Below are 23995 nucleotides of genomic sequence, written 5' to 3' on the forward strand. Positions count from 1 at the left end.
CAAGAAAAATTATGAAAACAAAAAAAGGTGGAAGTGATGTTGTTCATTCGGACAAGGTCCAAAAGATTTACGTAAAAGAACTTTCCGCGTTTTCGCCGCTGGGACCAGAAGAGGAGCGGTGCCTCGCCGAGAAAATCAGGCAGGGAGATCTGGAAGCAAGAAACCTTCTGGTACAGTCTAATATGGGGTTTGTATTTTCCATTGCAAGAAAGTATGAACGTACGGGTATCAGTATATCCGATCTGGTCAGCGAGGCAACGATAGGTTCGCTTAAGGCAGCGGGTCATTTTCAGCCCGAACGTGGGGTGAAATACATTTCTTATGCAGTCGCTGTAATCAAGTCTGCCCTGATCAGGTACAGGGACTTATCTTCGAGCGTCGTCGAGCGCCCTTACAGCAGATCCAGGGAATATTACAGGTTGGTCAAGTTAAAGGACAAGCTTTTGCAGCAGCTGGAGCGGGAGCCCACTTATGCAGAGCTGGCCGAGTACGGGGAAGTTACCGAACAGCATGTGGCTGACATCTTTGGTTTTACCAACCTGACGGCATATCTGGATGATACGATTCCGGGGGCAGATGATAAAAAGGAGAGAATGGCAGACCTGTTTGGTGTTGTTCAGGAGGATGAAGCGATTAAAAGATATGTGGATGACGGATATCGTACCTGGTTGCTTGGAAGACTGCTTGAAACGCTTACAGATATTGAAAGAGATGTACTGAAACGCTATTTCGGGCTGGATGAGGGATTCGGCATGAACGACGGAGATATCGGGCTTGTTTACGAATATACCGCTCAGTGGAGCCAGGCGGTCAGAAGTAAGGCACTTGGTAAGCTGCGCAAGCTGATCCGGCAGAAAGATTATATACAGGGTTTAGTAGCTTAGGTCAAAAAAATGCTATCTTGGGGAGAAACCAAATCGTTAGAAACAAGATCAATGAACACGCAGAACCGCAGACACTTCATTAAAAATATAGGGATGCTTGCCGCAGCCGCAGGAACCGCGGCCGTGCTTCCCCTGGATGCAATGGCTTCCTTCTCCGGAACATCTTTACCCTGGAAGAAGGATTTTTTCCGGATCTCACTGGCCGAATGGTCCTTTCATAAGGCGCTGTTCGGGGGAAAAATGACCAATCTGGATTTTCCGGTCCGGGCAAAGAGGGAATTTGGGATTGATATCGTGGAGTATGTGAGCCCGTTCTTTAATAAAAAGGAGAAAGATGCTTCTTACCTGAAGGAATTGCTGAACATTACAAAAAATGAAGGTGTACAGAACCACCTGATCATGGTGGACGGAGAGGGTGACCTGGGCAATCCCGACGAAAAGGCAAGATTAAAGGCTGTAGAAAACCACTATAAGTGGGTAGACGCCGCAAAGACGCTGGGTTGCCTGACCATAAGGGTCAATGCTGCCGGGCAGGGTGCGGAAGAGGATGTAAAGAAGGCTGCAATTGACGGCCTTGGCAGGTTGACAGCATACGGCAAGGAGAACAAGATCAATATTATTGTCGAGAACCATGGCGGGTATTCGTCGGACGGGAAATGGCTTTCGGATGTAATGAAGGGAGTGAACAGTCCTTATTGCGGGACCTTGCCGGATTTTGGTAACTTCAGGATCAGTCAGGACCGGGTATATGATATGTACCAGGGAGTGAGCGACCTGGTGCCCTTCGCCAAGGGGATCAGTGCCAAGACTTTCCGGTTCAATGAACAGGGCGGGGAAGCGGACATCGACTATACCAAGATGTTTAAGATCATCCATGATGCGAAGTTCAGGGGGATCGTAGGAATTGAATGGGAGGGAGACGGTCTTTCCGAAGAAGAAGGCATAAGAAAGACTAAGGCATTGTTGGAAAGCGTATTGAAGCAATATCAATAAAATAGTAAGGCGCAGTTTACTGCGCCTTACTATTTTTATAACTAAACTAATTTTTTGTACCGGATACGGTGCGGCGTGGAATCACCGAGTCGCTTTTTGCGGTTTTCCTCATATTCACTGTAGTTGCCCTCGAAGAAGTAAACCTGTGAATTTCCTTCGAAAGCCAGGATATGGGTACAAATCCGGTCAAGGAACCAGCGGTCGTGACTGATGATCACGGCACAGCCGCCGAAATTTTCCAGTGCTTCTTCCAGTGCCCGGAGCGTATTTACATCGATATCGTTGGTAGGTTCGTCAAGTAACAGTACGTTGGCTCCCTTCTTAAGCGTGATCGCCAGGTGTACACGGTTACGTTCTCCACCGGAAAGTACACCTACTTTTTTCTGCTGGTCCGCCCCGTTGAAATTAAACTTAGATACATAGGCCCTGCCATTAACAGCTTTATTGCCAAGCTGGATATTGTCAAGCCCGTCCGTTATGTTTTCGTAAACGGTCTTATCCGGGTCAAGGTCATTGTGCATCTGGTCAACATAACCTAGGGCAACGGTTTCACCAACACGGAAAGTTCCGTTATCAGGGGTTTCCTGTCCGGTGATGAGCCGGAATAAAGTAGTTTTACCTGCACCGTTAGGGCCTATAATGCCTACAATGCCCGCGGGTGGTAGTGAAAAACTAAGGTTCTCGAACAGAATTCTGTCGCCGTAGGCTTTGGTAACTTCGCTGGCTTCGATGACAACGTTGCCCAGACGCGGGCCTGCCGGAATAAAGAGCTCCAGTTTTTCTTCCCTCTCTCTGCCGTCTTCAGAAGCGAGCTTGTCATAATTGGACAAACGTGCCTTCGATTTTGCATGGCGGGCCTTTGGGGCCATTCTTACCCATTCAAGCTCGCGTTCCAGGGTTTTCTGACGTTTGGACTCGGTTTTTTCTTCCTGGGCCAGTCGTTTTGCCTTTTGATCAAGCCATGAGGAATAATTTCCCTTCCATGGGATACCCTCTCCACGGTCAAGCTCCAGTATCCATCCGGCCACATTATCCAGGAAGTAACGGTCATGGGTTACGGCGATTACCGTGCCTTTGTAATTTTGCAGGAATTGTTCCAGCCAGTCTATGCTTTCTGCATCCAGGTGGTTGGTGGGCTCATCAAGCAGCAATACGTCCGGCTCCTGGAGCAGCAGACGGCATAATGCGACGCGACGGCGTTCTCCTCCTGACAAGACACCTATTCTGGCATCAGGCTCCGGGCAACGCAGCGCATCCATGGCACGTTCCAGCTTATTGTCGAGTTCCCAGGCGTTTGAAGCATCTATCTTATCCTGCAGTTCGCCTTGCCTGCTCATCAGCTTATCCATCGCATCGGGGTCCTCATATATTTCGGGTAAACCGAATTGCTCGTTGATGGCTTCGTATTCCTTCAGGATCGCCGTAATTTCAGCTACACCCTCTTCGACAACTTCCCTGACTGTTTTTTCAGGATCAAGTTCCGGTTCCTGCGCCAGGTAACCCACCGTATATCCAGGCGAGAAAACCACTTCTCCCTGAAAAGACTTATCTAATCCTGCAATAATTTTGAGCAGGGAGGACTTTCCCGAACCGTTGAGGCCGATCACACCGATCTTGGCACCATAAAAAAAGGAGAGGTATATGTTCTTTAAAACTTGTTTTTGCGGCGGGTAGATCTTGCTTACACCAGCCATAGAAAATATGATCTTTTCGTCCATGCGTTGAGCTCTTAAATGAGTTTATTGCAACAAAGATAAAAAAATGGGGTTACCTGCCAATTTGCTAGTAAAACATGAACCGAATTGTACAGAATGGCATGTGTTTTCCTGTGTGGAAATCATTATATTGGTGTGACAAACCCATTTTTTATCTTGCTTCGGAAGGCTGTGGTCCGGCCCATAACCAGGAATAAGGGATAAAATTTATGAAATAACAGCAGTTGCAACATCTATATCGTGTCCAATGGCGTAATTGTTGATAAAATAAAAAAATACTCAGATGCTTTTATTCAGCAAAATCTTTAGTTTAGGGGCATCGGGGGTTTTTAGAAAGGTTATATATGGAAGCTAAATTTTCACCACAAGTTAAGGATGTAATCTCCTTCAGCAGGGAAGAAGCCCTGAGGCTGGGACATGATTACATTGGCGCAGAGCACCTTTTGCTGGGGCTGATCCGTGAAGGGGATGGCATGGCAATCAAGATATTGAAGTCGCTGGGGGTTGATACCGTAAAATTACGCCGTTCCATTGAAGACTCTGTAAGGGGGACTTCCAGTGTTACGGCCAATCTTGGTAATATTCCGCTGACCAAGCAAGCAGAAAAAGTATTGAAGATTACCTATCTGGAAGCCAAGATATTTAAAAGCGATCTGATCGGTACGGAGCACCTGCTGCTCTCTATCCTTCGTGACGACGATAACATTGCTTCGCAGATCTTATTGCAGTTCAGTGTAAATTATGAGATTTTTAAACAGGAGGTAGAAGTAAATAAGAACGGATTCAGGGATGATGTACAGAACAGTGCCTCTACAGGTGGCGATGATGATTATCGTGAAGACGAGAGTTTCAGCGGACCTAAAAAGGTTTCTGATATCAAATCGAAGACACCTGTGCTGGACAACTTTGGCCGGGACCTGACCAAGGCTGCAGAGGAGGGCCGGCTGGATCCCATTGTAGGCCGCGAAAAAGAGATTGAACGTGTTTCGCAGATTCTTTCGCGCCGTAAGAAGAACAACCCGATCCTGATCGGTGAGCCTGGAGTAGGTAAATCAGCGGTAGCTGAAGGGCTTGCCCTTCGCATTGTAAAGCGTCAGGTTTCCAGGGTCCTGTTCAATAAACGGGTAGTAACACTGGACCTGGCTTCACTTGTGGCCGGTACTAAATACCGCGGGCAGTTTGAGGAGCGCATGAAGGCGGTGATGAACGAACTGGAGAAATCTACAGATGTCATCCTCTTCATCGACGAGATCCATACCATTGTGGGCGCCGGCGGCGCTTCGGGTTCTCTGGATGCCTCCAACATGTTCAAGCCTGCCCTGGCCAGGGGAGAAATCCAATGCATCGGCGCAACGACGCTGGATGAATACCGCCAGTATATAGAAAAGGACGGCGCACTGGACCGCCGCTTTCAGAAGGTAATGATTGAACCGGCTACTCCTGACGAGACCATCGAGATCCTGAACCGTATTAAAGAGAAGTACGAGGACCATCACGGCGTGACGTATACCGATGAGGCGATCAATGCCTGCGTTGCACTGACGGCAAGGTATATTACAGACAGGTTCCTGCCGGATAAGGCAATCGATGCGCTGGACGAAGCGGGTTCAAGGGTACACCTGACCAATATTCATGTGCCACAGAACATTATCGATATCGAAAGTAAGATCGAGGAGATCAAACTCGAGAAGAATAAGGTAGTGAAAAGCCAGAAATACGAGGAGGCTGCCAAGCTGAGGGATACAGAGAAGAACCTGCTGGAAGAACTTGACCGCGCCAAAGCGGAATGGGAAAACGAGACCAAGAGCAGGCGTTATACGGTGAGTGAAGACAATGTAGCCGAGGTTGTTTCCATGATGACAGGCATTCCGTTGCAGCGTGTAGGACAAACTGACAGTGCGAAGCTGCTGAACATGTATGAAACGATCAATAACAAGATCATCGGCCAGGATGATGCGATCAAGAAGCTCACTAAAGCGATACAACGTACCAGGGCCGGGTTAAAAGATCCGAAGAAGCCGATCGGTTCGTTTATTTTCCTTGGGCCTACCGGTGTGGGTAAAACCGAGCTGGCGAAGGAACTCGCGAGGTTCATGTTTGACAGTGATGACTCACTGATCCAGATCGACATGAGCGAGTATATGGAGAAATTTGCGGTGTCAAGACTGGTAGGAGCGCCTCCGGGATACGTAGGTTATGAAGAGGGTGGCCAGCTGACTGAAAAAGTACGCCGCAAGCCTTATGCAGTAGTGTTGCTTGACGAGATCGAGAAAGCGCATCCGGACGTGTTCAATATCCTTCTGCAGGTACTGGACGAAGGCCAGCTGACTGATAGCCTGGGCCGCAAGGTAGATTTCAGGAATACGATCATCATTATGACATCCAATATCGGTGCACGCCAGCTTAAGGATTTCGGTCAGGGAGTAGGCTTTTCAACCACGGCAAAAATGAACCAGGTGGATACCCACTCAAGAGGTGTAATTGAAAACGCCCTGAAGCGTGCCTTTGCGCCGGAGTTCCTGAACCGTGTAGATGATGTTGTGGTGTTTAACTCGCTGGCTAAGGAGGATATCTTTAAGATCATCGATATTGAGCTCAAATCGCTGTTTGGCCGGGTGCATAACCTGGGTTATGAAGTGAAGCTGACAAATGGCGCCAAGGAGTTCATTGCCGAGAAGGGCTTTGACGCTAATTTTGGGGCAAGGCCATTGAAGCGTGCCATTCAGAAATACCTGGAGGACCCCATTGCTGAGGAAATACTCAAAGGTGAGATCAGTGACGGAGACGTACTTGAAATTGACTACGATAAGGAGAAAGACCAGATCGTGGTTGATAACAAGAGCCACGGTAAGAAGAAGAAAAAGGAAGAGGGAAGTGTAGAATAACCAGCCTTTATCGGATATAATGAGCCCCCGGCACCAATGCCGGGGGCTTTTTTATTGAATCAGTCCAGGGAATTTTCCCCTGACTTAGTGTTTTATTTACACATTTTATGGACAAATGATTTGGGTTTGTCAATAATAGCGGCTATTTTAGGGCTACCTAATAGGTTAGGCCAAGTATTAACATCTTTTTAATGAATGTAAAACTACTACTGCTCGCCCCGCTGGCATTTTTGGGTATGAGCAGTTCCGCACAGCAGAAACCGGAATCTTATAAGCAGACACTCGAAGGCACTAAATTATCGTTTGATATGGTTGGTTTGCCGGGAGGTGAATTTACGATGGGCAGCACCAGGGGAAACCCGGATGAAAAGCCGGTGCACAAGGTAAAGGTCGATCCGTTCTGGATCGGGGCATATGAAGTGACCTGGGATATTTATGAGCCATTCTTATATAAAGACTATGAAGCTGCGCACAGTACCACACCTGTTCCGGCAAATGTCGATGCCGTAACCCGGCCTACAAAGCCATATCTTGACATGACTTTCGGTATGGGTAAAGAGGGACAGCCAGCGCTCGCCATGACGCAGTATAATGCGATCCAGTATTGTAAATGGTTATATGCCAGGACCGGTATTTTCTATCGTTTGCCTACAGAGGCAGAGTGGGAATATGCCAGTCGTGCGGGGGCGGGTACCGAATACTTCTTTGGTAATGACGCTTCTAAACTGGGAGAATATGCCTGGTATAGTGCCAACAGCGATGGTAAAACTCATGTAGCCGGGCAAAAGAAACCTAATGCCTGGGGCCTTTACGATATGTATGGCAATGTAGCAGAATGGACGTATGACCAGTACCTTCCGGACTTTTATGCAACCGTGAAAGGTGATTTGGCCGTAAATCCGGTAGCGAAGCCGGAGAAGCTTTATCCGAATTCGGTACGTGGAGGAGCTTATAATGATGAGGCTAAGGATTTACGTTCGGCTTCCCGCCTGGCTTCCGATCCAAGCTGGAAGCAACTGGATCCGCAGATTCCGAAGAGCAATTGGTGGTTCCCAGAGGCTCCGTTTGTCGGTATGCGCCTCGTAAGGCCTGTAAAAGTTCCTTCGAAGGAAGAAATTGATGCATATTACAATAAGGCCCCGATTAAAGACTATTAGCCCTCAGATTAACCGAAGAAGAAAATACAATATATTCACACAACCAAAACCAAAATAAACCAAATATGAACCATGAAGAATTGCGCGACGGGCGCAGGGAATTTCTGAAGACTTCTGCGCTTGTAGCCGGCGGGGTCATGATCAATGGCGTAGCCTTTGCTGCGGGTGGAGCCCACTCTTCTGTTGACGATACGATTAAGATTGCGCTGGTAGGATGTGGTGGCCGCGGAACAGGTGCCGCATTCCAGGCACTGAGCACTAAGCAGAACCTGAAACTGGTGGCTATGGCCGATGCTTTCAGTGATCGTCTGGAAAGCGCCTATAAGGAACTTTCTGAGAAGTTTAAAGACAAGATGGACGTACCTCAGGAGCGCAGGTTTGTGGGCTTTGACGCCTATAAAAAAGCCATTGCTCTTGCAGATGTCGTGCTGCTGGCCACGCCTCCGGGTTTCAGGCCAAGTCATTTCGAAGAAGCGATCAGTCAGAATAAACATGTGTTTATGGAAAAGCCGGTAGCGGTCGACTCTCCTGGTATCCGTAAGGTCCTGGAAAGCCATAAGATTGCCCAGCAAAAGAAGCTGAATGTCGTCGTAGGTTTACAGCGCAGGTATCAGAATAACTACAGGGACGTGGTCAAACGCATCCAGGATGGCGCAATCGGTAACATTACGGGTGGCCAGGTATACTGGAACAGCGGTGGTGTCTGGGTACATCCGCGCGAAGCGGGACAGACCGAAATGGAATATCAGATGCGCAACTGGTATTATTTCAACTGGCTGTGTGGCGACCATATCGTAGAGCAGCACGTACACAATATCGATATTGCCAACTGGGTTAAAAATGCTTATCCGGTTTCTATACAGGGAACAGGCAGCCGTGCCTGGAGAACCGGAAAGGACTATGGAGAGATCTACGATAACCATTCTATAGAAATGACTTATGAGGACGGGGCAGTGATCCACAGCCAGTGCCGCCATTTTGAGGGAATTGACAACCGGGTAGATGAGAGTTTCCAGGGCACCGGCGGCAGGGTATTCCTGTCTGCAGGCAATGAAGGCAGGCTGTATGACAGCAAAGGCAAGCTGATCTATAATTACAGCTCAAAGGTGAACCCGAACCCTTACCAGACAGAACATGACGAACTTTTTGCTGCCATCGCGAAAGGAGAGTATAAATTCTGGGATGCAGAACGTGGTGCAAAGAGCTGTCTGACGGCGATTATGGGGCGTTATGCTACTTATTCGGGAAAGACGATCAAATGGCAGGATGCGCTTAACGCAAACAACAGCCTTTTCCCTGATCAGCTGGCCTGGGATGCCAAGCCGAAGATACTGCCTGATGCAGACGGATTGTATCCGGTACCTACGCCGGGAAAAACCAAGGTAATCTGACCGGAAAGGCTATGGCCTTAAGAAACCTATTGTTGCTCCTGGTGAGCCTGCCCCTGCTCTTCTCGTTTACACGGGAGGAGCAGCGGCAATATACGATCCATGGGTATGCACAAGGCACGGACTATACCATTAAATATTTTGCTGCGGACAATGTGGTCACAAAAGCCCAGATAGACAGTATACTTGGTGTGATCGATGCGTCCATGTCACTGTATAAGCCCGTTTCCCTGATTTCCAGGTTCAATGCTTCAGAAAAGGGCCTGAAGCTGGACATGCATTTTGAAAAGGTGATCAGGAAGTCATTTGAAGTCAACAGAGAGACCAGGGGAATATTTGATGTTACCGTTAAACCGCTAGTGCAGGCCTGGGGTTTCGGGGTCAGGCCCGCCGGAAGTTTTCCTGACAGTGTACAGATCAGGTCTTTGCTCGGCTGCGTGGGTATGAATAACCTGAAGCTGCAGGGGGGGATGCTGAAGAAGCAGAAGCCTTGTATACAAGTGGATTTAAATGGAATTGCCCAGGGATACAGTGTAGACGTAGTCGCCGGATTCCTGGACCAACGTAAACTGAAGGCTTATGTAGTGGAAATTGGCGGGGAACTAAAGATCAGGGGGCCAAAGCCCGATGGCAGTGCTTTCAGGATAGGAGTGGAGGGGCCTGCTGACCGTCCGGATGCCGGGCCGCTGCTGAAACATACCATCGTCCTGAATAACGGCGCGGTAACGACCTCGGGCAATTACCGGAAATTTCTGCAACTGGGCAACTCCAGGATCTCGCACCTGATCGATCCGAAGACAGGTTATCCCCTGCAAAGTACGATGATCAGTGTTACCCTGTATGCGCAGGATGCCATCACGGCCGACGGATACGATAACGCTTTGATGGCCATGAATGTGGACCAGGCGCTGGCCTTTGTCAATGCCCGCAAGGGAATGGAAGCTTACCTGATTTATCACAATGAAAAGGGACAGGTCGCAGATACGATGACTACCGGTTTCCGGCAGCTGATCGCAGACGTGCCTGCCCGGTAGACCGCGGAAAGTACGCTTGGTAACCAACAAACAGATAACCAATAAACACCAGATAATGAACAGAAAAGATTTTTTAAGAAATGGCGTTGTCGCTACAGGAGCGCTGGTTGCCGGCCAGTCGCTGAGCGCAGGAGCCTCGGTCACCGGCAATGGTGCCGCTGCCCTGGCAGGAAAAACCTTTAACCTGGACTATGCCCCGCATCAGGGAATGTTCCAGAACAGCGCAGGAAAAAGTTTCCTTGACCAGATCCAGTTTATGTACGATCAGGGATTCCGTTCCATTGAGGACAACGGATTTCTGGGCCGCTCGGTAGAGGAACAGGACAAGATTGGCAACTTACTGTCTAAACTAGGTATGAGGATGGGTGTATTTGTTGTAGACGGCGGTGACAACTGGAAAGTTTCCCTGACTACGGGAAAGAAGGAGTTCAAAGATAAGTTCGTCGAAACCTGCAAGCGTTCAGTGGAGGCGGCAAAACGCTGCAATGCGAAATGGCTTACCGTCGTTCCGGGTTTTTACGAGCGTCATTTGCCTTATGGTATCCAGTTTGCCAATGTTGTGGATGCCATGCGTGCCGGGGCAGAAATATTTGAGCCGCACGGACTGGTTATGGTACTGGAAACCCTGAGCGATACGCCGGAGTTGTTTTTACAGCAGACCCACGAGACCTATGCCGTATGCAAGGCGGTAAAGAGCCCTTCCTGCAAGATACTTTACGATATTTACCATATGCAGAAAACCGAAGGGCAGCTGATGGTCAATATAGACCGCTGCTGGGATGAGATCGCCTATATCCAGATCGGGGACAACCCGGGAAGGAATGAGCCGACAACAGGAGAGATCAATTACAAGAACCTCTTCAAGCATATCTATGACAAAGGCTATAAAGGTGTCATGGGCATGGAACATGGCAATTCAAAAGGCGGAAAAGAAGGGGAAATGCGCGTTATCCAGGCCTACAGGGAAGTCGACAATTTCCTGGGCTAACCTGCCGGAATAATCAGAAAGTCTATACTCCAAACCTCAGAATAACCGGAGCTGGGCCTGCGGCACTTTAAAAAGGCTGCTGTCCAGCTCTATTTTTTTCTCGTTCAGATGGTTCAGCCTGCAGTGCAGCCTGAAATTGTCCTTAATCATCCGGGCAATATTCCCTTCGCCACGCATCCTTTCTCCAAACCTGCTGTCGTTTACATGACCACCATGACAGGACTGGATCATGTGCCATACCTTGTCAAACCGGTCCGGAAAGTTCTTGCGCAGCCAGTCTTCAAAGATGCCGCCGATAGCGCCGTTCAGCCTTACGATGGTATAGCCTGCCGCTACAGCACCAGAGGAAGCCACGGTTTTCAGTACTTTGGGGATTTCGTGATCACTGAGGCCAGGTACCAGGGGCGCAACCATTACGCCGACCGGAATGCCGGCCCCGCTCAATTCCTCGACCACCTTCAGGCGTTGCTTCGCTGTAGTGGTGCGCGGTTCCATTTTCTGTCTTAGTTTTTCGTTGAGGCTGTTGATCGACACATATACCATGCACAGGTTCAGCCTGGCCATTTCAGACAGGATATCCTTATCCCGAAGGACAAGCGAATTCTTGGTGATCATGCCGATCGGCTGCCGGTACTCCAGTGCGATCTCCAGCAATTGCCGGGTAATGCCGAACTTTCTTTCCGCAGGCTGATAGCAGTCCGTGTTACCGGAGATGGAGATCACCGAGACATCCCATGATTTGCGTTCCAGGAATTTCCTGAACAATGCCGGGGCATCTGTCTTGACGATGATCTTACGTTCAAAATCCAGCCCTGCGCTGAAACCCCAGTACTCATGGGCATTGCGCGCGTAGCAATAGGTGCAGCCATGCTCGCACCCCTGGTAGGGGTTGAGTGAATAGGCCATTCCTACATCCGGGCTCTCTACCTTGTTGACGATGGACTTCGACTTTCCGGTGATAAACGTAGTCTTATGGTCTTCTTCTTCCCAGTCGTCAATGCCCTCTTCATGCTCCTTTACGTAATCGTCCCTGGTAAAGCGATTGTGCGGGTTAAACTGCGCTCCCCGCCCCTTGAAATAATTTTCATGCTGATTGTCTAAATTCATTAGCGAAAATTACTAATAATATTAGTTTTTAACATAAGCTTATGCAATTTTTTTTACAGGTGTGAGGGCATAAAAAAAGCTGCCCGTGTAACGAACAGCTTTAATCCGGCGAACCGGCAGTTATTTTAGATAGTCATCAGGTATGCTTATTCCTGCAGTCCCATTTTCTGCATCACCAGGTCGCTGACTCCCGTAGAAGAATAGCCGCCATCGTGGAACAGGTTCTGCATGGTCACCATGCGCGTCAAATCGGAGAACAACGTAATGCAATAATCTGCACAGGCTTCTGCATCAGCATTGCCTAAAGGTGCAATTGCATCCGCATAATCGAAGAAATCGCCGAAACCTTTAATGCCCGTACCGGCCGTGGTCTTGGTCGGAGACTGCGACACCGTATTGATCCTTACTTTTTTCTCTACCCCATAGTGGTAACCAAAACTCCGGGCAATGGATTCCAGCATCGCCTTGATGTCTGCCATATCGGTATAGAAGGGATAGGTACGCTGAGCTGCCATATAAGTGAGGGCCACCACACTTCCCCATTCGCTGATGGCATCCAGTTTCCTGGCAACAGAAAGCATTTTATGGAAAGACATGGCAGAAACATCTATGCCTTTCATGAAGTAATCGTAGTTAGACTCGGCATAAGGGATTTTCTTACGGATATTCACGCTCATGCCGATGGAATGCAGTACGAAGTCGATCTTACCGCCCAGGATTTCCTGAGATTGGGTAAACAGGTTGGTCAGTTCGTCTACATTGGTCGCGTCGGCCGGGATGATCTGTGTACCGGTTTTCTCCGCCAACGCGTTGATCTCTCCCATACGCATGGCGATAGGAGCATTGGTCAATACAAATGTCGCGCCTTCCTCATGGGCCTTTTCAGCCACTTTCCAGGCAATCGAATTCTGGTCCAGCGCACCGGTAATAATGCCGCGCTTACCTTTTAATAAATTATACATAATGCTTATGGTTAATTTCTTATTTCAAACACCGAAAGTAAGCAATTTAAGCAATTCCGAGCAGCTCCTCTGCATTTTTTATGGCAGAAGCCCCTGGTTCCCTGCCGCTCAGCATTTCCGCGATCGCCTTCACGCGTTCCGGACGGGAGAGCCTCCTGATGCCGGTAGTCGTTCTTTCTCCTTCTTCCTTTTTGTAGACAAAATAATGCGCATCTCCCTTAGCCGCGATCTGCGGCAGGTGGGTAATGCAGATGACCTGCATATTGGTTTCCAGTTCGCCGATCACCTGGCCAACCTGCAGGGCAGTTTCACCGGAAATCCCGGTATCGATCTCATCAAAGATGAGGGTAGGCAGGGCGGTATGCCTTGCCATCACGGATTTAATGGCCAGCATCAGCCTGGAAAGTTCCCCGCCCGAAGCTACCTTGCCTACCGGTGCGGGGGCCTGGCCGCTATTGGCGGTAAAAAGCAGGCTTATCTCGTCAGCACCGTCTTTGTTGAGCCCGGCAGCATCCCGCTGTACAAAGCTGATGCGGGCATTGGGCATTCCTACCTTCGCCAGAATTTCGGCGACCTGGCCTTCAGCGAGTTTCACGGCATCCCTGCGCCTGGCGGAAAGCTGAGAAGCCTGTCCCTGCAGTTTGCCGAGGATGGCGGCAATTTCCTGTTGCAACTGCCCAATCTCCTCGTCGCTGTCCATCAGCCTGCCCAGGTTATCCGAGAGTTGCTGTTGTACATCCAGCAGTTCCTTCACCGAATTCACCTTGTGCTTCTGTTGCAATGTATAAAGAAGGTCCAGGCGATCGCTGATCTCTGCGGCCCGGCCGGGATTAAAATTAACGTCTTCTTCCAGGGCAGCAGCCTCGCCAGCAATGTCTTTCAGTTCAATCTGAACCGAGCGCAGCCGCTGGGTGAGCGTCTGGTAGTTTTCACTGAATTTTTCGATATCCTGTAACTGGGAGACGGCTTCCTTGATGGTGTTCAGCGCAGCGGCATCCTGCTCACTCAGCAGGCCACAGGCACCAAGCAAGCTCCTTTTGATGCGCTCCGCATTGTTCAGCAACTGCAGTTCGGCTTCCAGTTGTTCCTGCTCATCGGCCTTCAGTGCCGCAGTCTCCAGCTCATTATAGAGGAACTGCTCATAATCTTGGCGGCTGCGCGCATCGGCCGCCTTTTCCTGCAGGCTTTTCAGTAACTGCTGTTTCTTTTGCCAGGACTTATAACCGCTGCGGTAGTCTTCCAGTAAGGACAGGTGACCGGCCAGTGTATCGACGATCTGCAGCTGGAAGGCAGGGTCGTTGAGCTCCAGCGTCGCATGCTGAGAGTGGATATCGATCAGCTGTTCGCCGACCTGTTTCATCACCGCAAGCGTTACCGGGGTATCGTTGATAAAGGCTCTGGATTTCCCGTCTGCCGAAATTTCCCTGCGTAGGATACCCTCTTCCCAGAAATCTACATCGTTGTCTTCAAACAATTCCCTGAGGTTATTCCCCTTTAGCAGGAAATGCCCTTCGATGATGCATTTTTTTTCCTGGCTGAAAAAGTACCTGGCTTCTGCACGCTGGCCCAGAATGAGTGACAGGGCCCCGAGCATAATAGATTTGCCGGCCCCTGTCTCTCCGGTAATGATGTTCAGCCCTTTTCCGGGTTCGAGTTCAACATTATCGATCAGTGCATAATTGCGGATGGAAAGTTTCTGTAGCATAGACGAAGCTAAAGTAGCAAAACTTCGTCACAGCTCGTTAATCGGCCTGAAATATCCTCGTCTCCTCAGTTTCCGGACCGTCTGTGATGATCAGCCGGTCGGGAGAAAAGTTCAGTGTCTTCAGGTCCGACTTAATGCCTTTTTCCTTTTTCAGTTGTTCCAGGTCTTTATCAAACTTTTCCTTCAGCTGTTTATATTCCTGCGAGTCATGTAGCTTTTGCATGTCTTCCAGCTGCTTTTTGAATTCAGGGGAATCGAACCTCTTCCTCATTTCTTCCGCTTTCAATTTCATTTTTTCGGCCTGTTTCTTAAAACCCTCCTGCTGTTTTTTGAAGGCTTCGGAATTGAAATGTCTGGCCATATCTTCGCTCATTTTCCTGGCATCGGCCTGCACCTTCTTAAAATCTTTAGATTGCAGTTGCCTGGCCAGGACACTGGCCTGCATCTTTACATCTTCAATCTGTTTCTTGAACTCAGGGGATTTGATAAAGACCATTTGCCTGGCCAGGGTCGAATCGAGGTTGAAGTCCAGTTTAAAGTCACCACCGTTCATAAAGGTCTCACTAACCACCTCTGCCCTCAGGCTGTCCGGCATTTCCCTAACGGAGTCGTATTCCTTTCTGATGCCATTGGTATCTACCGTCACGATCCTGAATTTTTTCTTCTTCTTAGCGGTATCGTCATCGGAAACAGTTGATGTGGCCATGCTCCGGATCTCCGTTTTGCTCATGAGCTTCACTGCCGGCTTTCTAGCGGTCTTCCCCTTAAGATCCGGATGCCCGGGTTGTGTTTGAACAGGCCTGTTCTTTTCAGGACTTACCCAGGCCAGGGAAAGTACCGTAGCTACGGTCAGCGTTACCGCAAAGACTTGTTGCTTTGCATTCATGTAAGTAGTTTTCATATCTGTTATTCTTTTTATACGTTGATAAAGGTGGCGGGTGCCGCCGGAGGCCGCCAGGGAAAGCGCAGGTGCTGTCTTGTTTTTCAGCAGCTCAAGTTTGAGCAAGGCATGTGCGTAGGCGATCGGCTTTCCGGTAAACTTGAGTACCAGGTCATCACAGGCATGTTCACGTTCTATACCGATGTATTTTCCGCATAACCAGATGAATGGGTTAAAGAACATCAGTGTTTCGATCCCGGCCTTGACCAGGTTGAGCAGGTAGTCGTTTCTGCGGATGTGCGAAAGTTCATGGATCAGGATGGCCTCTACCTGTTCAATGTCAAGCTGACTGGCGAGTGCGACAGGGAACAACACTATAGGTTTCAGGTAACCGATGACCAGCGGAACATTCACCTGGCCAGACAGCGCGAATACTACTTTTCTGCGCAGTCCCATATGGCCGGTCAGACGTTCAAATGCATCCATCCAGGCCTGCGGAACTGCAATATGTCCGGCCTGTTTCAGTTTCCGGAGTTTATGGTAGCCCGAACCGATCAGCAGCAGTTGCAGCACAATGCCCGTGAGGTAAGCCAGGCTCAGGTAGGGGAAGAGATTTTCTGCACGGTTACCCAAACCTGCAATCAGCCAGCTCAGCCCCTGCTGCACCTCATGGCCGGTGCTGTCTTTTAGCTGTACCAATGCTGCCGTTTGCAGAGGCTCATCTACCGGAAGCCTGAAGAGAGAAAAGAAAGTAAGGCAAAACCCGGCAAACATGACCATTACCGCTCCGTAGGCTAAATTGTGCCTGAGCCTGGCACTCAGTTTCGGAAAGAGGCCGGTAACCAGCATCATCAGTCCGTAAATAACCGCCCCCTGCCAGAGTGAGTGAAAGATGCTCCAGCCAAGGGCCTTGATCAGTAGGTTTACAATTGGTTCCATAGTTTATTTGTTGCTTAATTCGTCCAGATATTTCTTTATCGAATCAATCTCATCCTTGCTGGCCTTATGGTTGCCCAGTGCCTGCATCACCAAACGCGCCGCAGATCCGTTGAATACATTGTCGATCATCTTGCTGACCAGTTGCTGCTGTGTCCTTTCCTGGTTTACCAGCGCACGATAAACATGTGTCTTCGAGGAAGTATCACGGTCAACCAGTCCTTTTTCATGCATGATCTGCATAAGCTTGAGTGTGGTCGTATAACCGGAGTCCTTTGTCTTTTCCAGGATTTCGTGTACTGCTCTGACCGTGCTGTCTCCCCGTTCCCACAGGATCTGCAGGATTTCCAGTTCACTTTCAGTAGGCTTCAGATTTTCTGTTGTCATTCTTCAATACGAATTGTTTCGTAATCAAATGTACGAATGTATTCGTATTAACAAAATTATTTTAACAAATTTTAACAGATAGGAGCTGAGGCTAGCGCTGGCCCGGTTTAACTGAGGTGCTGCCGGCTTGGCCCGGAGATGGTGCCTGGTTCAGCGCCTCATATTTATTGATATTGGCCGGGTCTATTTCCACCAGCATATTGTACGCTTTGATACGGTCTGAAGGATCTCCGGTGGGGATAGAGAATACATTGACGACTTCGTCTGCCTTAGTGGCAAAATAGTAGTTCGGAAATATGGCACCTAGCTTCTGTTTGTCCATCTGCTTCAGGCCGTTCAGCAGTGCCAGCATTTTCTTTACGCCCCTTGCGCTGTTTTCCTGCAGACGGTCAAGGCCATTGTAGTGGTAGTCATAAATGAAGCTTCTCAGGTCTTCAAAATTCTTGTTCAGCAGGTTTTCATTCAGCCAGTAGCGGTTTCTGAGTCCGTCAATTGGTCTCCAGCCTTTATAGCCTGCATTTTGCGCATTATTGAGGATTTGCTGTGCCTTTTTAAACAGGCTGGTCCCGCCCATCCGGCTAAAGCTGTCTTTATCCAGTCCGATGATCGTGTAGGCGTAGAAACTGAGCAGCGAACTCAGGTTGGATATGAAGTTGACATCCGAAAAATCGATGGACTGGCCCTCGCTATAAGGGAAATCAAAGTCCTTATCGCTCAGATTCAGCAAAGTGCTGTTGTAGGAGCTGCCATAGACAGGCCGGCCCGATTGCAGCTGTGCTTCTGCCTTGTAACTGCTGCTGCCGTCCCAGTCCGTAATGGTGATCACCAGGTTGCAGTCAATGCGTTCCTGCGGGGCATAGGTTTCGCTGGTCCACTTGTTATTGTTCAGAAACTCGGTAATGATCTTTTGCAGTACCTCTATGTTGCGGCGGTCTATATTCGGTACCTGAGGTGCCTGTACGGTTACTCTAGCGTTGAGTTCCTGGGCTAGCAGCCCTGCATGGCTGCACAATAACAGGATAAGGATGATCAGACCGCGTTTCATATTCAGACCAGTTTTAATATTTCCAGGCAAATGTCCCGGGCAACTTCTGTTTTTGATTTTGTACTGAATTCCTTTTTTTCAGCAGCTTTGTTAAAGATAGTGATTTTGTTGGTATCGGAACGGAAGCCCGCACCTTTATCGTTCAGTGAGTTGAGCACGATCATATCCAGGTTTTTCCGTTCCAGCTTACCCAGTGCATTGGCTTCCTCGTGCTCTGTTTCCAGTGCGAAGCCGATCAGCAGCTGTCCTGCCTGCTTGGTCCTGCCCAGTTGCGCCAGGATATCGGTTGTTTTCTTCAACATAAGGTGCAGTTCACCATCTGCCTTTTTGATTTTCTGATCTGCTACCTCCACTGGGGTATAATCCGCTACCGCGGCACTCATGACGGTAATGTCGGTGCCTTCAAAGGCGGTTTCACAGGCCCTCAGCATATCAGCCGCACTCATGACGTCGATACGCTGCACCGGTCTGGTACTTTTCTCCTGCGTTGGGCCCGCTACCAGTGTAACCTCAGCGCCAAGCGCAGCCAGTTCGTCAGCAATGGCAAAACCCATTTTTCCGGAGGAGTGGTTGCCGATGAACCTGACCGGGTCAATTGCCTCATAGGTAGGGCCTGCGGTGACCAGGGCCTTTTTACCCAGCAAAGGAAGACCGGCCCTGATCGTTTTTTCCAGAAACATCAGGATCTGTTCCGGTTCGGCCATACGTCCTGTTCCTGTCAGTCCGCTGGCCAGCTCGCCGCTTTCGGGAGCAATAACCAGGTTGCCAAAACCTTCCAGCTGCCGGATGTTCTCCTGTGTACTCTGGTGTTGCCACATATCCAGGTCCATGGCCGGGGCAACAAGTACCGGGCACCTGGAAGAAAGGTAAGTTGCAGTAAGTAAATTGTCGCAAAGCCCGGAAGCCATCTTGGCCAGTGTATTGGCACTGAGCGGAGCAATGAGCATATAATCGGCCCAGAGGCCCAGCTCAACATGGTTGCTCCATACCCCTGTTTCTTCTTCGAAATACCGGGTGTAAACTGGATTTTTGGAGAGTGTAGCCAGGGTAAGCGGCGTAATAAAATCTGCCGCACTGGCTGTGAGAATAACCCTGACGTTTGCACCAGCCTTTACCAGCAACCTAACGAATAAGGCAGATTTGTAAGCGGCAATGCTGCCGCAAACGCCAAGAAGAATGTTTTTGTCTTTAAGCATGGTCTGTCAATGCAAAATTGCAATTTAACGCCAATGCCAGTATTTATTGCTGCTCTTTGGCCGGGTTCCTGTGGTAAACCTTTCCGTTCAGGAATTCATCGATAGCTACCAGCGAAGGCTTAGGCAGTCGCTCGTAATGCTTGCTGATCTCAATCTGTTCTCTGTTTTCGAATACTTCTTCCAGGTTGTCATTGGATGAAGCAAACTCGGCCAGTTTGCCGTGAAGCTCTTCCTTCATGTTGTTGGAAATCTGGTTTGCCCTTTTGGCAATGATCACCAAAGACTCATAGATGTTTTCTGTCCTCTGGTCCAGATCATTTACATTTCTGGTTACTGTGGTATTCGGGATCGTCTTGCTGTTGCTCATTATTTCAACGGTATTTTGTTTGTGGTAATGCTATCTCTTTTGGCCTCTTTTGCCATCTGAGCTTTATATTTTTCATAATCGGCCATTTTAAGGGCCAGAGATTTTTTTGCACGCGCTATGGCTTCTTCACTTTCCTGTTTCAGTTGCTTAGCCTCTTCTGTAAACTTGCTTTGCGGATGGGCTTCTGCAAATTCATCTGCATAGGATATGGCTTCATTAAAACGGTCTTCCTGTCTTTCCTCAATGCTGTTCTCTGCATAGGCCTTCTGCGACTTAATGATCAGCAGGTCCATTTCCTCTGCATACTTAATGTCCGGAAAGTCAACCTGGGCGTTTTTGAGTGCGATAACAGCTGCGCGGTAGTTGGTCGCGTTGGCACCGACGCCTCCGAGCTCATAATACATTTTGGCATTGGCATAAGCCTTGTCTTCCAGTTTCGTCCGCAGGATACCGATATATTTGGTGGCTTCTGCGGCACGTTCGCTTTGTGGATAGAAGTTAATGAACAGCTGGAGCGCATCGATGGCTTTATAGGTATTTTCCTGGTCGAGGCTGTAACGCGGCGATTCCAGATAGTAGCAATAGGCACTCATGTACCTGCACTCTTCCGCATACTTGCTGGTAGGATAGGTATCTGCAAAGTTTTTGAACTGGTACCTGGCCGTGGTATAGTCCCTTAATTTATAAAGGGTGAGGGCATAATAGTAATTCAGCTCTTCTGCTTCCGTACGGCCCCTGTATTTTTGAGAAAGGTCTTCCAATAAGATCAGCGCCTTGCTATAGTTTTTCTTATTGTACAACCGGAGTGCCTCCTGATATTTTTTTGCCACGTCATTGCTGGCCCTGATCTTTTCGAACTGGCTTTTGCAACCTGCTACGGCCAGGGCGATAACGGCAAAACTGATGAGTAAGGCGTGTTTAATTTTAAACATTCTGCAAAGATAAGGGAATAATACGATATCGTCAATTATTTAAATCTGTGGGCTAAGCTAACGAAAGGCCCTTTCCCCGGCAAGCCCTTAACATATTTTAACATAGTCCGGGCTGCTGCTGCCCGTAGCACTTCCGGTTACCACCCATGCAGTTGATAAGGAGCAGGAGCTGATCATCGGTTGGTGCTTAACCGCCTTTAAACCGGTTTTATCCTGGTCTGACCAGATGATGACCAGTCGGAGACCAGACCAATACCAGACCAATACCAGTCGGATCTCCGGGACTAGTGCTTAGTGAGGTCATACGTAAACCATCCATCTGGTTCAGCCCGGCCGCTATTATTTTTATCATTTTTTTTGGAATTATGAATTGGATGTATACATTTGTAGTGTACTAGTTATGTAGTACACTTAAAATTACATGATATGATAAAAATCAGAAGCCTGAAGTTCGGTTACCAGCGTAAGCGGCCTTTATTTCAAAATCTGGATCTCACCATTGATGGAGGCCATATTTATGGGCTGCTTGGAAAAAATGGCTCCGGTAAATCGACCTTGCTGAAAAGCATCGCTGGCCTGGTCTTTCCGGACTCCGGGGCCTGCAGTGTTATGGGCTTCGATGCGGCAAAGCGACAGCCTGCTTTTCTGCAGCAGCTGTTTTTCATCCCTGAAGATATTTTTCTGCCGCCTGTAACTGCGTTGCAGTTGATGAACAGTACCTGTCGTTTTTACCCTGCATTCGATAAGCAGCAGTTTTTTACCCTGCTGAGGGAATTCGGTGTCCCTCAGGATCAGCTGCTGACCAGGATGTCACTCGGACAGCAAAAGAAAGCGCTGATTTCCTTCGGGCTTGCGGCCAATACGCCCTTGCTGATCATGGACGAGCCGACCAACGGGCTGGACATTCCGTCCAAGGTGCAGTTCAGGAAGCTGATCGCGGCTGCGCTAAATGACGAACGCTGCATTTTGATATCTACCCATCAGGTCAGGGATCTTGACAGTATGATCGATGCGTTGATCGTGATTGATGATGGTAAAATTGTAGTTGACGCCGGCCTTGACCGGATTGCAGAGCGGTTCCGGTTCAGTAATCATACTCGGGCCACCCAGGCCGGGATTATTTACAGTGAACCGGACGCTTTCGGGATGAATACGATAAGTATAAACCATGGAGAGGATGAGGGAAGGGTAGATCTTGAATTATTTTTTAATGCGGTGACCAGTAATGCTAAAACCATCGCGGATATTTTAAACAGATAAGAAATGAACAGTTTTTTCAATTCAGGACGCTTCCTGAAGCTATTTGCCAAGCATACACTGGAACATTACCGGGTCTACCTGATGGCTCTGGTTGTCGTCGGTGGTATTTTACTGGTATCGATGTTATATATAAGCTATGTGGAAGACCACAAGTTTTCGACGGAGACTCAGTTTGCGTTTTTCCTGGTCTTCTATCTGTTGTCGGGAACACTTTTTACCAGTACGGTCTTTTCTGAAATGGGAGACCGGCGCAGGGCAGCAGGCGTGCTCACACTGCCGGTGTCTGGTATGGAACGCTATCTGGTTGCCTGGATTTATTCTTTTGTCGTATTTCAGGTGGTTTTCCTGCTGTGTTTTTATGCAGTAGATTTTGGTGTGCTGACTTTGCGGGGGCTGGATCCGGTTGCGGACGGTCAGTTGCTCAATGTTTTCAGTGAAAAGGCCTACACCAATACTTTTGTCGTTTACGGAATACTGCACAGTATCGTTTTTCTGGGTGCGATCTCTTTTCAGCGGCTGCATTTCATCAAGACGGCGTTTGCCTTTGCAGTTTTTGCCCTGGTGATGGTCGTTTTGAACAGTATGATGCTGAATGTAATGGTCCCGGAACAACTGTCGGCCGTTTCACCTTTCGGAACGCTGCAGTTCCGCGAGATCGAAAGCGGACAGATCTATGCTATCGGGCAGGATGGTCCGACTCTATTGGTGAATGGCTCGATGACGGTGATCGTGATGATCCTCTGGATAGCCGCGTATTTTAAGTTACAGGAAAAGGAAGTGTAAAATGGAATTCAGGGACAACGAGGCGATCTATCTTCAGATCGCTGCTTATGCAGGAGAGCGGATCCTGCTGGGTAAATGGCCGGCCGATCAGAAGATCCCTTCTGTCCGGGAACTTGCGGCAGAACTTCAGGTAAATCCAAACACGGTGGTGCGGGCTTATGAGTTTTTACAGCATAAGGAAGTGATCATCAACAAGCGGGGGATCGGCTTTTTCATTACTGCCGATGCCCGGGAACGGGTCATGGCTTATAGCCGGGAACGGTTTATGACCAATGAGCTTCCCGAGTTTTTCCGTAATATTTACCTGCTCAATATCAGTATGGATGAATTGCGTGAAAGCTATGAACAGTTTAAAGCCGAACATTATCAACAGCCCGGGGCCTGACTGGCCAGCGGGTATCTTAATCAGACCATAAAAATAACAGAGATGAAATGGAGTAATATCTTAATCGTATGCGCAATGGTTGTCTTTCTGGGCACATTGACCGCTTTTAATTTCGGGCTGAGGTCCGTTTATCGTTCCGGAGAATATAAAAAGCCTTTTTCGGGTTATGACAGGGCGGATACCGGCAGGGTAACTGAACTGTACCTGAGGAATGCGGAACGTTTTAATGTACAGGTAAGGACAGGACAACACGGGCTCTGGATCAAGAAGGGACTGCGTGACAAAGTCCTGGTGAAAAGGGAAGGCGGGCGGCTGACGGTGTCGTTCAGGGATTCTCTTGAGCTCGACAGCAAAGGTTATGGTGACAACGACCTGATTCTGCAGACGGATGGCTTGGCTTCGCTGACTACGGATGCCAGTCAGAAGATGGCCTTTTGGTTCAGTGATCAGTATGCGTACGGTAATGTGAACCTGGTCGGCCTGTCCGGTGATTCCCTGTCGCTGAATATCGGCAGGTATACCCGGGTCAATGTTTTTCTGGCGAAGTTAGGGAAACTTCATGCTGGTATTCGCGGAGAGGGCGATCCTTATGGCGTATTGTATCTGGACAGGACCAGTAAACTGGCACAGCTTGATCTGAATATCCCCGGGGCGGGGAGTGTAGAAATAGACGATACGGAGATCGGGCGGACTAATTTTAATATATCAGATTCTGCTGTGGTTCGCCTCAAGGGGAGGGCACTCGTGAATTTGCGGCGTTAGCGCGTGATTTTTTCTCCTTGTTTATCAGTGGGTTTATGTTTGTGGTGTCAGAAATGTTTGCTGGGTGTTTTGCAGGAGTAAAAAAGATTTCTACTTTTGCACTCCGCTTCGGAAGGAAGGGGTTTGACTGAAAGGCTGGAAGGGTGATGGTTGAGTGTGGCTTGATTTGATTTTTGGTTGTTTATCCGGTAACGGGGCAACAAAAAAAAGAAAAAAAAGTTCTTGACGAAGCCAAAAAGATTCC

At 48.8% G+C, this 23995-nt stretch carries 22 protein-coding genes; 11 read left to right on the forward strand and 11 right to left on the reverse strand.

The genetic code is table 11. The features are described 5' to 3' along the window. Positions 1–11: 11 nt before the first annotated feature. Both P2W84_RS10370 and P2W84_RS10375 read left to right on the forward strand, forming a co-directional pair. The gene (locus P2W84_RS10370; protein WP_276090043.1) at positions 12–884 is read left to right on the forward strand and encodes a sigma-70 family RNA polymerase sigma factor; all 873 of its coding nucleotides are present in this window, start codon (positions 12–14) and stop codon (positions 882–884) included. A 51-nt stretch (positions 885–935) separates the two neighbouring features. Further along, positions 936–1877: a sugar phosphate isomerase/epimerase family protein gene (locus tag P2W84_RS10375; RefSeq protein WP_276090044.1), complete on the forward strand. Its 942-nt coding sequence runs from the start codon at positions 936–938 to the stop codon at positions 1875–1877. A 41-nt stretch (positions 1878–1918) separates the two neighbouring features. On the opposite strand, the gene ettA is transcribed toward P2W84_RS10375, so the two are convergent. Next, positions 1919–3595 carry an energy-dependent translational throttle protein EttA gene (gene ettA, locus P2W84_RS10380; RefSeq protein ID WP_276090045.1) on the reverse strand — a complete coding sequence of 559 codons (1677 nt, stop codon included), beginning with the start codon at positions 3593–3595 and terminating at the stop codon, positions 1919–1921. Between the two features lie 341 nt (positions 3596–3936). Between ettA and P2W84_RS10385 the strand changes: the two genes are divergently transcribed. The 5 genes from P2W84_RS10385 to P2W84_RS10405 all read left to right on the forward strand — a co-directional run bounded on the left by P2W84_RS10385 (position 3937) and on the right by P2W84_RS10405 (position 11044). Continuing rightward, positions 3937–6477, forward strand: coding sequence for an ATP-dependent Clp protease ATP-binding subunit (locus P2W84_RS10385; RefSeq protein WP_276090046.1), 2541 nt, complete (start codon positions 3937–3939; stop codon positions 6475–6477). A gap of 191 nt (positions 6478–6668) precedes the next feature. Next, positions 6669–7634 (forward strand): SUMF1/EgtB/PvdO family nonheme iron enzyme, encoded by a 966-nt coding sequence (locus P2W84_RS10390; RefSeq protein WP_276090047.1) that lies wholly within the window; start codon positions 6669–6671, stop codon positions 7632–7634. Between the two features lie 65 nt (positions 7635–7699). Continuing rightward, positions 7700–9025, forward strand: coding sequence for a Gfo/Idh/MocA family oxidoreductase (locus P2W84_RS10395; protein WP_276090048.1), 1326 nt, complete (start codon positions 7700–7702; stop codon positions 9023–9025). A gap of 11 nt (positions 9026–9036) precedes the next feature. After that, positions 9037–10056, forward strand: a complete 1020-nt coding sequence (locus P2W84_RS10400; RefSeq protein ID WP_276090049.1) for an FAD:protein FMN transferase — start codon at positions 9037–9039, stop codon at positions 10054–10056. Between the two features lie 55 nt (positions 10057–10111). After that, positions 10112–11044 carry a TIM barrel protein gene (locus P2W84_RS10405; RefSeq protein WP_276090050.1) on the forward strand — a complete coding sequence of 311 codons (933 nt, stop codon included), beginning with the start codon at positions 10112–10114 and terminating at the stop codon, positions 11042–11044. 36 nt (positions 11045–11080) lie between these two features. On the opposite strand, the gene P2W84_RS10410 is transcribed toward P2W84_RS10405, so the two are convergent. The 10 genes from P2W84_RS10410 to P2W84_RS10455 form a co-directional block, all read right to left on the reverse strand. Further along, a complete protein-coding gene (locus P2W84_RS10410; protein ID WP_276090051.1) occupies positions 11081–12151 on the reverse strand; it encodes a PA0069 family radical SAM protein in 1071 nt (356 codons plus the stop codon). A 146-nt stretch (positions 12152–12297) separates the two neighbouring features. Then, positions 12298–13116, reverse strand: coding sequence for an SDR family oxidoreductase (locus P2W84_RS10415; RefSeq protein WP_276090088.1), 819 nt, complete (start codon positions 13114–13116; stop codon positions 12298–12300). Between the two features lie 43 nt (positions 13117–13159). After that, complete coding sequence (gene recN / locus P2W84_RS10420) at positions 13160–14818, reverse strand: DNA repair protein RecN (protein ID WP_276090052.1); 1659 nt, start codon at positions 14816–14818, stop codon at positions 13160–13162. Positions 14819–14855: 37 nt separating this feature from the next. Further along, on the reverse strand, positions 14856–16637 hold the full coding sequence (locus P2W84_RS10425; protein ID WP_276090053.1) for a M56 family metallopeptidase: 1782 nt from the start codon (positions 16635–16637) through the stop codon (positions 14856–14858). A gap of 3 nt (positions 16638–16640) precedes the next feature. Then, positions 16641–17021, reverse strand: coding sequence for a BlaI/MecI/CopY family transcriptional regulator (locus tag P2W84_RS10430; RefSeq protein WP_276090054.1), 381 nt, complete (start codon positions 17019–17021; stop codon positions 16641–16643). Positions 17022–17112: 91 nt separating this feature from the next. Next, on the reverse strand, positions 17113–18066 hold the full coding sequence (locus tag P2W84_RS10435; protein ID WP_276090055.1) for a DUF4835 family protein: 954 nt from the start codon (positions 18064–18066) through the stop codon (positions 17113–17115). Positions 18067–18068: 2 nt separating this feature from the next. Beyond that, on the reverse strand, positions 18069–19262 hold the full coding sequence (gene coaBC / locus P2W84_RS10440; RefSeq protein ID WP_276090056.1) for a bifunctional phosphopantothenoylcysteine decarboxylase/phosphopantothenate--cysteine ligase CoaBC: 1194 nt from the start codon (positions 19260–19262) through the stop codon (positions 18069–18071). Positions 19263–19305: 43 nt separating this feature from the next. Continuing rightward, positions 19306–19629 carry a DNA-directed RNA polymerase subunit omega gene (locus tag P2W84_RS10445; RefSeq protein ID WP_276090057.1) on the reverse strand — a complete coding sequence of 108 codons (324 nt, stop codon included), beginning with the start codon at positions 19627–19629 and terminating at the stop codon, positions 19306–19308. Beyond that, on the reverse strand, positions 19629–20561 hold the full coding sequence (bamD, locus tag P2W84_RS10450) for an outer membrane protein assembly factor BamD (protein WP_276090058.1): 933 nt from the start codon (positions 20559–20561) through the stop codon (positions 19629–19631). The genes P2W84_RS10445 and bamD overlap by 1 nt, the downstream gene beginning before the upstream one ends. A gap of 208 nt (positions 20562–20769) precedes the next feature. Further along, positions 20770–20913, reverse strand: coding sequence for a hypothetical protein (locus P2W84_RS10455; RefSeq protein WP_276090059.1), 144 nt, complete (start codon positions 20911–20913; stop codon positions 20770–20772). A 74-nt stretch (positions 20914–20987) separates the two neighbouring features. On the opposite strand from P2W84_RS10455, the gene P2W84_RS10460 reads away from it, so the two are divergent. From P2W84_RS10460 to P2W84_RS10475, 4 genes are read left to right on the forward strand one after another with little or no spacing between them, the layout of a single operon-like run. Then, positions 20988–21821 (forward strand): ABC transporter ATP-binding protein, encoded by an 834-nt coding sequence (locus tag P2W84_RS10460; RefSeq protein ID WP_276090060.1) that lies wholly within the window; start codon positions 20988–20990, stop codon positions 21819–21821. A gap of 3 nt (positions 21822–21824) precedes the next feature. After that, on the forward strand, positions 21825–22604 hold the full coding sequence (locus tag P2W84_RS10465; protein ID WP_276090061.1) for a hypothetical protein: 780 nt from the start codon (positions 21825–21827) through the stop codon (positions 22602–22604). A 1-nt stretch (position 22605) separates the two neighbouring features. Next, positions 22606–22989, forward strand: a complete 384-nt coding sequence (locus P2W84_RS10470) for a GntR family transcriptional regulator (protein ID WP_276090062.1) — start codon at positions 22606–22608, stop codon at positions 22987–22989. 42 nt (positions 22990–23031) lie between these two features. Next, positions 23032–23751, forward strand: a complete 720-nt coding sequence (locus P2W84_RS10475) for a hypothetical protein (RefSeq protein WP_276090063.1) — start codon at positions 23032–23034, stop codon at positions 23749–23751. Positions 23752–23995 lie beyond the last annotated feature (244 nt).

This window comes from Pedobacter sp. JY14-1, from assembly GCF_029269825.1.
In the GTDB taxonomy this organism is placed as follows: Bacteria; Bacteroidota; Bacteroidia; order Sphingobacteriales; family Sphingobacteriaceae; genus Pedobacter.

Excerpts from the sequence above, each read along its gene's own strand:
- P2W84_RS10385 (WP_276090046.1), top strand. The coding sequence starts at position 3,937 with ATGGAAGCTAAATTTTCACCACAAGTTAAGGATGTAATCTCCTTCAGC.
- P2W84_RS10375 (WP_276090044.1), top strand. The coding sequence starts at position 936 with ATGAACACGCAGAACCGCAGACACTTCATTAAAAATATAGGGATGCTT.
- P2W84_RS10470 (WP_276090062.1), top strand. The coding sequence starts at position 22,606 with ATGGAATTCAGGGACAACGAGGCGATCTATCTTCAGATCGCTGCTTAT.
- P2W84_RS10405 (WP_276090050.1), top strand. The coding sequence starts at position 10,112 with ATGAACAGAAAAGATTTTTTAAGAAATGGCGTTGTCGCTACAGGAGCG.
- P2W84_RS10435 (WP_276090055.1), bottom strand. The coding sequence starts at position 18,066 with ATGAAACGCGGTCTGATCATCCTTATCCTGTTATTGTGCAGCCATGCA.
- P2W84_RS10475 (WP_276090063.1), top strand. The coding sequence starts at position 23,032 with ATGAAATGGAGTAATATCTTAATCGTATGCGCAATGGTTGTCTTTCTG.
- bamD (WP_276090058.1), bottom strand. The coding sequence starts at position 20,561 with ATGTTTAAAATTAAACACGCCTTACTCATCAGTTTTGCCGTTATCGCC.
- ettA (WP_276090045.1), bottom strand. The coding sequence starts at position 3,595 with ATGGACGAAAAGATCATATTTTCTATGGCTGGTGTAAGCAAGATCTAC.
- recN (WP_276090052.1), bottom strand. The coding sequence starts at position 14,818 with ATGCTACAGAAACTTTCCATCCGCAATTATGCACTGATCGATAATGTT.
- P2W84_RS10445 (WP_276090057.1), bottom strand. The coding sequence starts at position 19,629 with ATGAGCAACAGCAAGACGATCCCGAATACCACAGTAACCAGAAATGTA.
- P2W84_RS10370 (WP_276090043.1), top strand. The coding sequence starts at position 12 with ATGAAAACAAAAAAAGGTGGAAGTGATGTTGTTCATTCGGACAAGGTC.
- P2W84_RS10465 (WP_276090061.1), top strand. The coding sequence starts at position 21,825 with ATGAACAGTTTTTTCAATTCAGGACGCTTCCTGAAGCTATTTGCCAAG.
- P2W84_RS10455 (WP_276090059.1), bottom strand. The coding sequence starts at position 20,913 with ATGATAAAAATAATAGCGGCCGGGCTGAACCAGATGGATGGTTTACGT.
- P2W84_RS10395 (WP_276090048.1), top strand. The coding sequence starts at position 7,700 with ATGAACCATGAAGAATTGCGCGACGGGCGCAGGGAATTTCTGAAGACT.
- P2W84_RS10410 (WP_276090051.1), bottom strand. The coding sequence starts at position 12,151 with ATGAATTTAGACAATCAGCATGAAAATTATTTCAAGGGGCGGGGAGCG.
- P2W84_RS10430 (WP_276090054.1), bottom strand. The coding sequence starts at position 17,021 with ATGACAACAGAAAATCTGAAGCCTACTGAAAGTGAACTGGAAATCCTG.
- P2W84_RS10390 (WP_276090047.1), top strand. The coding sequence starts at position 6,669 with ATGAATGTAAAACTACTACTGCTCGCCCCGCTGGCATTTTTGGGTATG.
- coaBC (WP_276090056.1), bottom strand. The coding sequence starts at position 19,262 with ATGCTTAAAGACAAAAACATTCTTCTTGGCGTTTGCGGCAGCATTGCC.
- P2W84_RS10400 (WP_276090049.1), top strand. The coding sequence starts at position 9,037 with ATGGCCTTAAGAAACCTATTGTTGCTCCTGGTGAGCCTGCCCCTGCTC.
- P2W84_RS10425 (WP_276090053.1), bottom strand. The coding sequence starts at position 16,637 with ATGGAACCAATTGTAAACCTACTGATCAAGGCCCTTGGCTGGAGCATC.
- P2W84_RS10460 (WP_276090060.1), top strand. The coding sequence starts at position 20,988 with ATGATAAAAATCAGAAGCCTGAAGTTCGGTTACCAGCGTAAGCGGCCT.